Source organism: Lentilactobacillus kribbianus (assembly GCF_013184075.1).
GTDB classification, from domain to species: Bacteria; Bacillota; Bacilli; order Lactobacillales; family Lactobacillaceae; genus Lentilactobacillus; species Lentilactobacillus kribbianus.
In genome coordinates, this window is sequence record NZ_JABEQQ010000001.1 from 569,721 (window position 1) to 582,809 (window position 13,089).

The following is a 13,089-nucleotide window of genomic DNA, read 5'->3' on the forward strand; positions in this document are numbered from 1 at the left end:
CTATCCTCAAAATTAATTGTTGTTTATTTCATTATCTTCGATATCGGCAATAGTTTCAAGCAATACTTGTTTGACCTCTTCTACCGATTGGTTAGCAATTTGAGTGGCGCCACTAGACAAGTGGCCCCCACCGCCCATTGCTTCCATGATAATTTGAACGTTAACCGCACCCGTACTTCGAGCAGAAACTCCCACGAGTTGATCCTTGCGACGGGTAATGATAAATGAAGCGTCAACGCCGGACATGGTTAGCAGTGAATCCGCTGCTTGAGCCGCCGTAACTGAATCATAATCGATGTTGTCTTCGCCCACAATCATCGCCATATTACCGTTAAAGAATTGTACCAAAGAAATCAAGTGGTTTCTGGCCATATAACTATCAACGTTTTCCTTCATAAAGGATTGCATCTCATCAGTGTCCGCTCCTGCTGAACGCAAGTAACTAGCTGCATCAAAGGTTCTAGTCCCCGTCCGCATTTCAAATGAGTGTGTATCAATAAAGATCCCTGCCAGCATCGCAGTAGCTTCCAATTTGTTAATTGGTTCGCCTTCGTGAGGTTGATATTCAAACATTTCGGCAATCAACTCACAAGTAGATGATGCGTATGGTTCGATATAAACCAGCATAGGATTATCTGGAAATTCTTCGCCTCGGCGATGGTGATCAATAATTACGATGCGGTTCTTTAACCGTTCATCCAGTGCGGTTGAAATACTGATGGACGGCTTAGAATGATCAACCATCAATAACAAACTCATATCAGTGGCCTTTTCTAGGGCCTCTGCTGGCGTAATGATGGCATCAGCAATTTCTGGATATTCACTAGCCGCTTCTAGGAGTTTAGCCACATCCGAATGCATTTTTTCGCGATCCACAACGATCCAACATTTTTTATTGTTCATTTGGGCAATCCGCCGAATCCCTAAACAAGCACCCAAGGAATCCATATCCGGATGGCTGTGACCTTGAACAAAGACTTGATCAGACTCATTCATCAATTCATTTAAGGCTTGAGAAATCATCCGAGCTCTAACTCGAGTCCGTTTTTCCATTGGATCGGTCTTACCGCCATAAAAACGGGCGTCACCATCTAATGATTTGACCACGACTTGATCGCCACCACGACCAAGCGCTAAATCTAGGTTAGATTGTGCTTGATCAGCTAATTGGTTTAAGTCGTCATCGCCATAAGCAATTCCCATACTTAACGTTAACGGGAAGTTTTGCTTAGAAGTACTTTCTCGCACGGAATCAAGTACGCTGAACTTATCATCTTCAATAGCCGCCAGTGATTTCACGTAAGCTAATAAGAAGAAATGATCGTCATCGATTTGCTTGAGATACATGCCATATTGCTTGGACCAGGTAGCTAAAGCGTTAGTAACGTAGTTATTTAAGTTAGAAATTTCTTGATCGGTCAGTGGTTGCGTCACTTCATCATAATTATCGATAAAGATTTGACCAACTGAGACTTGTTCTTCTTGATACTGTTCTTCAATTTTAACGTACTTGGTGATATCTAATAAATACACCGTATTATATTCTGATTGCACCAAAATCGAAAAGCGGTGGTCACGCCAGTTAATGACGTGTTTTTCACTGCTACCTTCTAAGTCATCAATAAAACGGGCCAAATCTTCATCCACGTTTTTAATTTGTTTTCCTAAAACATCTTCGTTACCAAAAAAAGATTGCATGAACGGATTAGCCCATTCAATGCGATGGGCATCGTTATATACAATCATCCCAATTGGCATTTCTAGTAACGCTTCTTGTTCCCCGCGATGAATGCGGTACGATAATTCGGTAATATAGCGATTAGTTTGTGAACTCATCATGTTCATCGTGGTAACTGTATAGACCACTCCGATGACACTAATAACCCCTAAAATAATCCCAACAATCGGATCATACAAGAAGGAAACGACGACACCGTAGATCACCATAATAGCGATAAATATCAAAATCCGTCGAAAACGTTTGTTTCCAATAAGCGAAGGTTGTTGATTTCGCTTTTCATCTCGCTGATTTTTCATTGTTCATCCTCTTATTTTGTAAAGTCTACTCCCATTTTACCATAAAACCGACCTGTAATTTTTAAAGTAACGGACCGTTCGCTTCTAATAATTTGATCAACGGCTTGTTTTATTAGCTCAAAAAGCTTATCCACATGGGGATAACTCGTTTCTCGTTTGGTAACTTTTTTAAATAAAAAAGATTTCTGGGGATAAAAAAAGTATCCAATATCATTTTGATATTGGATACTTTAATGGCAATTAACTAGTCTTCTGCAACGAATGGCATAAGTCCCATAATACGAGAACGCTTGATAGCGATAGTTAACTTACGTTGGTTTTTAGCACTAGTACCAGTAACACGACGAGGTAAAATCTTGCCTCGTTCTGATACGAAACGCTTCAATAAATCAGTATCTTTGTAGTCGATGTATTCGATGTGGTTAGCAGCGATAAAATCAACCTTACGACGGCGACGGCCGCCACGTCTTTGTTGAGCCATGTGAATTCCTCCTTACGTATATTTACCTAAAATGGTAAGTCATCGTCGGAAATGTCAATGGAATCACCAGTATTAGCAAATGGATCAGCAGGGGCGGCATTATTGCCGGTGCTACTGTTACCATTGTTATTATTGGCGTTATTTCCAAATGGATTTCCGTTATTCGTAGGAGCGTTATTTCCTGACGGCATACCTGGGTAGCCACCACCGTTGTTATTGCTATTATTGTCTCGATCAGAACGAGATTGCAATAATGCAAAATTATCAACGACCACTTCAGTCACATAAACTCGTTGGCCTTGTTGGTTTTCATAGTTCCGGGTTTGAATCCGGCCATCAATTCCCACAAGCGAACCTTTATGAACGAAGTTAGCGAAATTTTCAGCTGATTTGCGCCAAATGACGCAGTTAATGAAGTCGGCTTCACGCTCGCCTTGCTGATTAGTGAAGCTCCGGTCAACGGCTAAGGTAAAAGAACCTACCGCTGTTCCGTTTTGAGTGTATCGTAGATCAACATCGCGGGTAAGGCGTCCCGTCAAAACTGCTCGATTAAGCATGCTGAATTGCTCCCTTCAATTAATAGTTTGTCTTAGTTGCGAACAACGATCATGTGACGAAGAATGTCATCGTTGATCTTTGATAGACGGTCGAATTCGTTAAGAGATTCGTCGTTATCAGTGGTCATGTTAACGATATGGTAAATACCTTCGTTGTAGCCGCCGATTTCGTAAGCGAAACGACGCTTTGACCAATCTTTAGAATCGATAATCTTAGCACCATTGTCAGTCAAGATCTTGTCAAAACGTTCAACTAAAGCAGTTTTAGCAGCGTCTTCCATATCTGGACGGATGATGTAAGTAATTTCGTATTTCTTTTCTTCCATGTTTTTGCACCTCCCTGTGGACTTATGGTCCCTAGCCAATCTAGGGACAAGGAGAGTTTCTGTACATACAGATACTCACAATTAGGTATCATATCACGAATTTGTAAATAGTTCAATTGCCTTTTTCTCGATCTTGACGATACATAGTTAAATACGTTAATTACAGCGCTATTTATTTAACTAATAAAAAATGCCGCTAAAAAGCGACATTTCTTAAATTATTCGTTATCTGTTGATTCATCATTATCTGATTCTTGTTCTTGTGCTAATTCTCGATCCGCTAAATCAGCGACTGCTTTAGCAATTGTTGGATCAGCTTCAGCTGGTTCTACAATCGATGTCGTTTCATCAGTGGTAGTGACTTCGACTTCTTCTGGAGCTTCTTTTTCGACCTTGGCCATTGTTGCCACTGTCGAATCAGCATCCATCTTAATCAAGTGCACCCCTAAAGTGGCCCGACCGGTTTCAGAAACTTTTTCAATCCCAAACCGAATCATGACCCCTTTATCAGTAATCAACATAATATCTTCATCACCCTTAACAGTCGTTAAACCAGCTAAAGGTCCGTTCTTTTCGGTAACGTTAACGGTCTTAATTCCTTTACCACCGCGACCCTTAATAGGGTATTGAAGCGCTGGCGTCTTTTTACCATAACCCTTTTCCGAAATTACGAAGACATCGCTATCCGGTGCTAGGATGTCAGAGCCAACGACATAATCGTTTTCTCGTAAACGAACCCCACGCACCCCAGTAGCAGAGCGACCCATTGAACGAACCGCATCCGTACTGAAACTAACCGCATAACCGTGATGCGTTCCGATAATAACGTTTTGATCTTTAGCGACGATTAATACGTTAATTACTTGATCGTCTTCCTTGAGGTGAATAGCTTTAAGACCGTTGCTACGAATATTAGTAAATTCAGCAACTGGTGTCTTTTTAACTGTTCCTTTAAGGGTGGTAAAGAAGAGATCTTTGGCTTCGTCGTTATTTTTATTAGAAATATTGATAACGGCTTGCACTTTTTCACCAGAATCGATATTTAAGAGGTTAATAATCGGAATTCCTTTGGCAGCCCGGCCGTATTCTGGAATTTCGTAACCTTTCATTCGATAAACTTTACCGGCATCAGTGAAGAATAACAGCACATCATGCGTTGAGGTCGAAACTAAGTGTTCAATGAAATCATCATCGTGAACTCCCATACCTTGAACCCCACGACCACCACGGTTTTGTGATTTAAATTCTGTCGTTGGTAGTCGCTTGATGTAGCCATTGTGAGTCAAGCTGACGATGACATCTTCTTCTTCGATCAAATCTTCATCTTCTAAGCTTAAGACTTCACCGATTAGTAATTCGGTCCGGCGTTCATCCCCAAATTTAGCTTGAATATCAAGTAATTCTTGGTAAATGATTTCGTTAACGCGGTCTCGACTACTTAGAATCAACTTAAAGTCTTCGATGGCTTTCATCAATTCATTGTATTCTTTTTCAACTTTTTCACGTTCCAAACCAGTCAAACGAACTAACCGCATGTCCAAAATAGCTTGGGCTTGTTTATCACTCAAACCAAATTGACCCATTAATTCGTTTTTAGCAATTTCACCAGTTTGTGATCCCCGAATAATTGCAATGATCGCATCGATATGATCGAGGGCAATTCGCAATCCTTCTAGAATATGTGCTCGAGCTTGCGCTTTCTTTAATTCATAAGCTGTCCGGCGTTTGATAACTTCAACTTGGTGTTCCAAATAATAAGTCAAAATTTCTTTCAAGCTCAACACTTTAGGAGTGCCATCAACAATCGCCAACATATTAAAACTAAAGGATGTCTGCATCATCGTTAACTTGTATAAGTTATTTAAAATAACTTCGGCACTAGCATCCCGACGAACATCAATCACAATTCGCATACCTTCACGGTCGGATTCATCGTTAACATCCGTAATGCCTTCAATCCGCTTTTCTCGAGCTAGTTCGGCAATTCTTTCGATTAACTTGGCTTTGTTAACCATATATGGAATTTCGGTGGCAATAATTTTTTGTTTACCATCGGCTTCGCCTTCGATTTCAACTCTAGCCCGTAAAGTAATTGAACCCTTACCAGTTTCATAGGCTTTTCTGATACCAGATTTACCCATTACGACCCCACCAGTAGGAAAATCAGGACCAGGTAAAGCTTCCATCAAGTCCGCTGTGGTGGCTTCTGGGTTATCCATCAAGACGTGAATAGCACTAATTACTTCCGCCAAATTATGGGGAGGAATATTAGTGGCCATCCCAACGGCAATTCCGGAAGCCCCGTTTACCAGTAAGTTCGGAAAACGAGCTGGTAAAACGGATGGTTCGCGTTCAGTACCATCGTAGTTATCTTGAAAATCAATTGTATCTTTGTTGATATCACGCAACATTTCCATAGCAATTTTGCTTAACCGAGCTTCGGTATAACGCATTGCCGCTGCACCATCACCATCGACAGAACCAAAGTTTCCGTGACCGTCAACTAACATGTAACGGTAACTAAAATCTTGGGCCATCCGCACCATTGAGTCGTAAACGGCGGTGTCACCATGGGGGTGATACTTCCCTAAAACGTCCCCAACGATTCTGGCAGACTTCTTATATGGCTTATCAGGGGTAACCCCTAATTCATGCATATCGTATAAGATTCGGCGATGGACTGGTTTTAATCCATCACGAACATCAGGTAAGGCCCGCGCAACGATAACACTCATTGCGTAGTCTAGAAATGATGTTCGCATTTTTTTAGACAAATCCACATTGGTAACGTGGGTTTCAAATTCTGCATTGTCCAAACTGTTTTACCTCCATTTTTGGGCGACATTTGTTTCACGTGAAACAAACATTTTGTTCAACGGTATTTCAGCAAATTAAATGTCCAAGTTCTCAACAAACGTAGCATTTTCTTCGATAAATTCACGACGTGGTTCAACTTTGTCACCCATTAGCATTGAAAAGACTTGGTCGGCTTCAGCGGCATCATCGGCTTTCACCCGTAGTAAACGACGATTTTCTGGATTCATCGTTGTTTCCCATAATTGTTCCGCATCCATTTCGCCTAAACCTTTGTACCGTTGAATAACTGGCTTAGGTGATGGTTGGAGTTGTCCTAACACTTGACTTAATTCTTCGTCTGAATCGATATAGCGAATCATCTTACCTTGACGAACTTGATATAGAGGTGGTTGCGCTACATAAACAAAACCGGTGTCAATCAGCGGTCTCATGTACCGGTAAATTAACGTTAATAATAAAGTTTGAATATGCGCACCATCGACATCGGCATCCGTCATAATGATTAACTTGTGGTAATTAATCTTAGCTAGATCAAAATCATCACCAAAACCGGTGCCCATTGCGGTAAAGAGGGAACGAATTTCTTCGTTGGCTAAGATACGATCCATGGTGGCTTTTTCAACGTTTAAAATCTTACCCCGAATTGGCAAAATTGCTTGAGTCAACCGCGAACGGCCTTGCTTAGCTGAACCACCGGCGGAATCCCCTTCGACAATAAACAATTCAGAAATTTCTGGATCTTTACTAGTGTTATCAGCTAACTTACCGGGTAAGTTACTAATTTCTAAGCCACTCTTTTTACGAGTGACTTCACGAGCCCGCTTAGCGGCTGAACGAGCTTTCGAAGCTAAAATACCTCGTTCAACAATTTTCTTAGCGTCACTAGGATTTTCCATGAGGAATTTGCTGAAGTGATCAGAAAAAATTCGATCAGTAGCTGTTCGCGCATCTGAGTTACCCAATTTAGTCTTGGTTTGCCCTTCAAATTGAGGGTCTGGATGCTTGATAGATACAACGGCGGTCATTCCTTCACGAACATCTTCACCAGATAAGTTTGGTTCGCTGTCTTTCATCAATTTATTCTTCCGAGCATAATCGTTAACAATTCGCGTCAACGCCCGTTTGAACCCTTCTTCATGGGTCCCACCTTCATAGGTATGAATATTATTAGTGAAGGTCATTAAATTGTTGTGATAATCATCCGTGTATTGTAAGGCCACTTCAACGGTAATATCGTTTTCGATACCTTCAACATACACCGGTTCCTTCAACAAGGTTTCTTTATCTTTATCGAGGTATTCTACGTAATGCCGAATCCCACCTTCATACATAAAGTCTTCTTCAGTTGGAGTTTCTGGACGATTGTCCTTAATAACAATTCGTAGTCCTTTATTTAAAAAGGCCAGTTCCCGAATTCTAGTCGTTAATGTTTTAATGTCATAAGTTGTAGTTTCTTGGAAAATATCTGGATCAGGTAAGAAATGAACCCGAGTCCCGTGATCATCCGCAGAGGTATCTCGGACAATTCGCATGGCTTCTGTTACATGCCCGCGAGTGAAATCCATCCGATAAATGTGACCATTTTTGGCCACTTCAACGTCTAATTGAGTCGATAAGGCGTTCACAACTGAGGCCCCAACCCCGTGAAGACCACCAGAAACTTTATAACCACCGCCGCCAAACTTCCCGCCGGCATGCAAAATGGTAAAGACCGTTTCTAATGCTGGCTTGCCGGTTTTTTCTTGGAGATCAACCGGAATTCCTCGACCATCATCGGTTACGGTGATGGAATTATCTTTTTCAACGGTAACGGTAATTTTTGTAGCAAAACCTGCTAAGGCTTCATCAATTCCGTTATCAACGATTTCCCATACTAAATGGTGAAGACCTTGAGAACTGGTCGAGCCAATATACATTCCGGGTCTTTTACGAACGGCTTCCAAGCCTTCCAGCACTTGAATTTGACTCGCATCATATTCTTTGGCTTGGGCTTTTTTGCTTTCTTCTTCACTCATTCATGTTCCTCCTTATCGCCTGCTTGAACCTGACCTGCTTTAATCTTAAAAATCCGGGGATCTCTTAATAATTCTTGTTGCACCCCACTTAAACTAGTGGTGGTCAAAAACGTTTGTACTTTATCTTGAATAGCCGTCAGCAGATGGGTTTGCCGGTAATCATCAAGCTCAGATAAAACGTCATCTAACAACAAAACCGGATATTCATTAGTTTGTTCTTTCATCAAATCAATTTCGGCTAACTTTAACGCTAAAGCGGTAGTTCGCTGTTGTCCTTGCGAACCAAACGCCGCCACGTTTTTATCATTAACTAAAAATTGCAAATCATCACGGTGCGGTCCGAGTAATGTCGTGGCCTGCATAATCTCTTTGGCTTGAATTTGCTGGTACTGTTGTTGCAAATACTGATACAGTGCCTCCACTGAAATTTGATTGGCTACCGGAATTGAGGTGTGATAGTCAAGCACCAAGGTTTCTTTGCCTTGTGAGATTTCACTGTGGATTTGTTGCGCAAATTTCTCTAATTGTTTAATTAACTGTAATCGCTGAAAGATAATTTCAGCACCAAAGGCGGCTAGCTGGTCCGACAACACGCTTAAATAGACCTTATCCGTGCTGGTTTGCCGGTGTAAATCCTTTAAATACTTATTACGTTGTTTTAAAATTTTGCGGTACTGACTGGAATTATAGAGGTACTTGTTACTCATCTGCCCAAATTCCATGTCCATAAACTTGCGTCGCTTTTGCGGTGCTCCTTTGACGATTTGCAAATCTTCTGGGGCAAACAAAATCACGTTTAACTGACCGACGTAAGAAGAAAGTTTAGCTTGTTCTAAATGATTAACCTTCGCCTTTTTACCCCGGCTACCTAAGTCTAGCTCAAGTGGTAATACCCCGTTTTGCTTTTCAATTTGCGCCGCAATCTGGGCGTTACTGCTTTGCCAATTTATCAATTCCTTGTCATTAGCGGTTCGGTGCGAACGCGTTAAGGCAAGCACATAAATGGCCTCTAACAAATTGGTTTTTCCCTGCGCATTTTCACCCAATAAGACGTTGATATGAGGTGAAAATAATAGTTCCGTCTCTTCATAATTACGAAAATTGCGTAGCTTAATATTCAGTAATTTCATTAATCAGCCTTTTTTGTACGGATAAAAAATAAGCCAACCCCCGGTACATCAACGTTATCACCGTCAAATAATTTACGACCCCGACGATCATCGAGCTCGTCATTGACGCGCACAGCGTTTTCTTTTAGATACCATTTGGCTTGGCCGCCACTACTGATGATGGCTTCTTCTTTAAGCAATTGGCCCAAAGTTATATATTCTCCATTGACGAAAACTTCTTTTTTCACGATTTCACCCACCTTTAACAGGGTTAATTATACACTTTTTTTAAGCAAAAGTACATTTTGTTTCGCACATATTGCCCTTCTCAGCCGTTTTAAGTTAAAAAGTAATATTTAGCCAAAATTAAGTAAAATAGCTATAATCAAAAAAATTGGATTTTTATGGCCTTTAAGGCCGATTTTTAATTTAGTGGCAAAAAAATCACCCCGACTAATCTCGGAGTGATTTTTTTATTAGCATTTAATTTTAGTTTTAATTAGAAGGTCCGGATTGGCGTGATTAGTTGAATAAAACTATCGCCATCTTCAGTTGGCATTAAAGTAAAGGGCCGCAAGGCGGACGTAAAGTTAACGTTAATATTGGTTTGGCCAAAAGAACGCAAAGCGTCTTTCATATAATCTGGGTTAAAGGAAATTTCTAAATTGTTGCCCGTTACCGCTTTGGGTTCTAATTCTTCTTCAACGTTACCAACATCAGGAGAGTTTCCATAAATAGTAACTGCATGATTATTAGGTTCAATGGTTAATTTAACCACGTTATTTCTGGATTCGTGTGATAACAATGAGGCCCGTTCAATTGCTGCCAATAAATCATGAGCTTCAAATTGTAATTGGGTATCAAAGTCTTCGGGAATCAAGCGAGAAGTATCGGGATAATTACCTTCCAACAACCGAGAATAAAACATAGTATCGCCCAACATAAATAGTACTTGGTTTTCGGTTACTAGTAACGTAATATCCGTTTGCTTTTCATCGACCATTTTGGTTAATTCGGTCAAACTGCGACCCGGAACAACAAAGTCATAGTGGCCATTAACCGGATGATCTAAGATAACTTTACGTTGGCTCAAACGATGACTATCAGTGGCCACTGCCATAATTGAATCGCCTTCGATGGTGAAATGAACACCAGTTAAAATGGGCCGACTTTCTTGGTTAGAAACGGCGATTACGGTTTCACTCACGATTTCTTTAAAGATATCCGCTGCCAAAATAATTGAATCATTGGTATCAATTTCAGGTAAATGCGGATAATTATTGGCATCTAAACCGTTAATCGTAAAGGCCGATTGACCGGATTTGATACTAGTTTGAAATTTATCAGTGACTTCTAATTCAATGGTATCTTCTGGCAATTTTTTGATAATTTCCGTAAAGAACCGAGCAGGTAACACAATGGCACCTGGATTTTGAATTACCAATTGGTTGTCAGGATCTTCAACTGCCAAAGTGGTTTCAATAGAAACATCAGCATTGCTACCAGTTAAAACTAATCCTGTAACATCAGCTGATAATTTTAATCCCGTTAAAATGGGAATGGTGGTTTTACTAGAGATTGCTCTGGATACGGTGTTTAAGGCCTTAATGAAGACCGGTCGATTGATTGAGAATTTCATGTTAAGTAAGATACCTCCCGGAGAGTTGTATTTATATATTTAATTAATAAAAAAATTAGTAGTAACAGTAGGGGCTGTGGATTCTGTGGATAACTATCCGTTAGCTCAATCACCGCCTATTTTTTGCGTGTGGATAACGTTGTGGATAACTTTAAACGTTGTTCCACCTTTGTCCACAAGCAATTATACCATTATTGTCACTAAATTAGCAGGGCAATTCGCTTGCCAGTAGTTAGATGATGGAAAATAAAACCAGAAGCCCCCACTAACTGACTTCTGGTTTTATTTTGATTATTTAGCGTCTAAATCGTGTTTTAATTCATTAATTTCTTTTTTAAGATCGGCGTTAGTAGTGATAATGTCGGCAATCTTATCATAGGCGTGAATGACCGTGGTATGGTCCTTACCACCAAACTCTTTACCGATTTTAGGCAGGGAATTATTGGTTAATTCTCGGGAAAGATACATGGCAATTTGTCGCGGCATCACGATTGATTTCAAGCGCTTCTTACCTTTTAAATCGCTTAGAGAAACGTGATAATATTCGGCCACTTTATTTTGAATATCAGCGACTGATAATTCGTGATGTTCATGGGCAATATTCATGCCCCGCAAGGCCTCATAAACAAGAGCGGTGGTGATCGGCTCTTTTCTTAATTTAGCGTAGGCTTGAACACGTGACAAGGCCCCTTCAAGTTCTCTGACGTTGGAGTCAATTTGGCCGGCGATATAAGTTAATGTATCATTCGGAATTTCCAAATGATCCGCTTCGGCTTTAGAACGTAAAATGGCAATTCGAGTTTCCAAATCCGGTGGGGTAATGTCGACCGGAAGGCCCCAGGCAAAACGGGATACTAAGCGCTCTTGCAACTTAGGGATTTCTTGGGGCATGCGATCAGACGTCAGCACAATTTGTTTGCCATTATTGTAGAGATCGTTAAAGGTATGGAAGAATTCTTCTTGAGTTCCTTCTTTTTCAGCAAAAAATTGAATATCATCGACCATTAAAATATCCACATCACGGTATTCTTGTCTAAATTCTTCATTTTTATTGGTTTGAATCGCAGTGATGAAATCATTAGTAAAGGCTTCACTAGTGACGTATTTGACGTTAACGTTGGGATCTTCTTGCAGCATATGATTACCGATGGCTTGCATCAAATGAGTCTTACCTAAACCAACACCACCATAAAAGAAGAGTGGATTATAAAGTTTGCCGGGTTCTTCTGATACCACTAAAGCGGCCGCATGAGCCATTTGGTTACCTTTACCAATCACGAAGTTTTCAAAAGTATAAGTCGGATTGATATGGTTTTCCTTACTAAAGGTGACGTTTTGATTGTTCACTAATTGGTCAGTTACCTCAGGTTTAGGCTCTGGTTGGGCTGATTTGGGAATATCTTCTTCTAAGATGAACTTAGGTTCCACATTTTGTTGGGTAATCATATAAGCGTATTGAATCAGCTCATTGGATAATTCTTTGTTCCAATAAATAGTAAAGAGTTTGGATTCAGCCGCTAAGGTGAGAATTTTACCATCAAAAGAAATTGGTTTAATGGGGGGAACCCACGCTTCGTAGGTACTCTTGTCCATAGTTTCTTTAAATTTTTTGGTGATTTCTGCCCACAGGGAATCCTTATCCCATTGTGATTCGTTATTGAGCACAGTTGCGCCCCCCTAGTCATTCGGAATTAGTAAATTTATTTTAGCATGGATGATAAAAGTTTTCCACAGGTTAATTACCCCTGTGCATAATTGTTTCACAGAGTTGAATGGAGTTTTCCACAGGGGTGTTCGTAACTACCGATTTCAGGAGCTGATTTTGAGTTATCACCAACTAACTGTGGATAATTAACCCCTGTTATACCAATGAGTTAAGCGTTTTTTATAAAAGTTATCCACAACCGACAATATACGGTTATCCCGCCCTGTTAGCTTGTGGACAAAGCCGGAATAAGTCTGTTGATTACGATTTCAAAATCGAGAAGTTATCCACAGAAAATGTGCATGAAACAATTTTAAAAAATATTTGTCTACTACCTAATCTCGAAATTAATTGTTTAATCCCTAAATAATTTGTGTTATCATGTTTAGGAAATGCATTTGAA

Annotated in this window: 10 protein-coding genes; all 10 read right to left on the bottom strand. The window is 40.3% G+C overall.

Annotated features, from left to right (window positions below; translation table 11 throughout):
• Positions 1-12: 12 nt before the first annotated feature.
• Positions 13-2,037, bottom strand: coding sequence for a DHH family phosphoesterase (locus HII32_RS02995; protein ID WP_172188154.1), 2,025 nt, complete (start codon positions 2,035-2,037; stop codon positions 13-15).
• 244 nt (positions 2,038-2,281) lie between these two features.
• Positions 2,282-2,518, bottom strand: coding sequence for a 30S ribosomal protein S18 (gene rpsR / locus HII32_RS03000; protein ID WP_054710713.1), 237 nt, complete (start codon positions 2,516-2,518; stop codon positions 2,282-2,284).
• Between the two features lie 26 nt (positions 2,519-2,544).
• Positions 2,545-3,075, bottom strand: a complete 531-nt coding sequence (ssb, locus tag HII32_RS03005; RefSeq protein WP_172188156.1) for a single-stranded DNA-binding protein — start codon at positions 3,073-3,075, stop codon at positions 2,545-2,547.
• Between the two features lie 32 nt (positions 3,076-3,107).
• On the bottom strand, positions 3,108-3,401 hold the full coding sequence (gene rpsF, locus HII32_RS03010) for a 30S ribosomal protein S6 (protein ID WP_172188158.1): 294 nt from the start codon (positions 3,399-3,401) through the stop codon (positions 3,108-3,110).
• 218 nt (positions 3,402-3,619) lie between these two features.
• A complete protein-coding gene (gene gyrA, locus HII32_RS03015) occupies positions 3,620-6,163 on the bottom strand; it encodes a DNA gyrase subunit A (protein ID WP_246224845.1) in 2,544 nt (847 codons plus the stop codon).
• A 129-nt stretch (positions 6,164-6,292) separates the two neighbouring features.
• A complete protein-coding gene (gene gyrB, locus HII32_RS03020; protein WP_172188162.1) occupies positions 6,293-8,233 on the bottom strand; it encodes a DNA topoisomerase (ATP-hydrolyzing) subunit B in 1,941 nt (646 codons plus the stop codon).
• Entirely contained in the window at positions 8,230-9,363 is a 1,134-nt protein-coding gene (gene recF / locus HII32_RS03025; protein ID WP_172188164.1) for a DNA replication/repair protein RecF, read from the bottom strand. Before recF ends, gyrB begins: the two co-directional genes overlap by 4 nt.
• A complete protein-coding gene (gene yaaA, locus HII32_RS03030; protein ID WP_343034641.1) occupies positions 9,363-9,602 on the bottom strand; it encodes a S4 domain-containing protein YaaA in 240 nt (79 codons plus the stop codon). The genes recF and yaaA overlap by 1 nt, the downstream gene beginning before the upstream one ends.
• A 239-nt stretch (positions 9,603-9,841) precedes the next feature.
• Positions 9,842-10,981, bottom strand: coding sequence for a DNA polymerase III subunit beta (gene dnaN, locus HII32_RS03035; protein WP_172188168.1), 1,140 nt, complete (start codon positions 10,979-10,981; stop codon positions 9,842-9,844).
• A gap of 291 nt (positions 10,982-11,272) precedes the next feature.
• Positions 11,273-12,646, bottom strand: a complete 1,374-nt coding sequence (gene dnaA / locus HII32_RS03040) for a chromosomal replication initiator protein DnaA (protein WP_172188170.1) — start codon at positions 12,644-12,646, stop codon at positions 11,273-11,275.
• Between the last annotated feature and the right edge of the window lie 443 nt (positions 12,647-13,089).

What these genes read in the sequence shown, in the direction of transcription:
- gyrA (WP_246224845.1), bottom strand. Translation starts at nt 6,163, where the DNA reads ATGCGAACATCATTTCTAGACTACGCAATGAGTGTTATCGTTGCGCGG.
- recF (WP_172188164.1), bottom strand. Translation starts at nt 9,363, where the DNA reads ATGAAATTACTGAATATTAAGCTACGCAATTTTCGTAATTATGAAGAG.
- rpsR (WP_054710713.1), bottom strand. Translation starts at nt 2,518, where the DNA reads ATGGCTCAACAAAGACGTGGCGGCCGTCGCCGTCGTAAGGTTGATTTT.
- gyrB (WP_172188162.1), bottom strand. Translation starts at nt 8,233, where the DNA reads ATGAGTGAAGAAGAAAGCAAAAAAGCCCAAGCCAAAGAATATGATGCG.
- dnaN (WP_172188168.1), bottom strand. Translation starts at nt 10,981, where the DNA reads ATGAAATTCTCAATCAATCGACCGGTCTTCATTAAGGCCTTAAACACC.
- rpsF (WP_172188158.1), bottom strand. Translation starts at nt 3,401, where the DNA reads ATGGAAGAAAAGAAATACGAAATTACTTACATCATCCGTCCAGATATG.
- HII32_RS02995 (WP_172188154.1), bottom strand. Translation starts at nt 2,037, where the DNA reads ATGAAAAATCAGCGAGATGAAAAGCGAAATCAACAACCTTCGCTTATT.
- ssb (WP_172188156.1), bottom strand. Translation starts at nt 3,075, where the DNA reads ATGCTTAATCGAGCAGTTTTGACGGGACGCCTTACCCGCGATGTTGAT.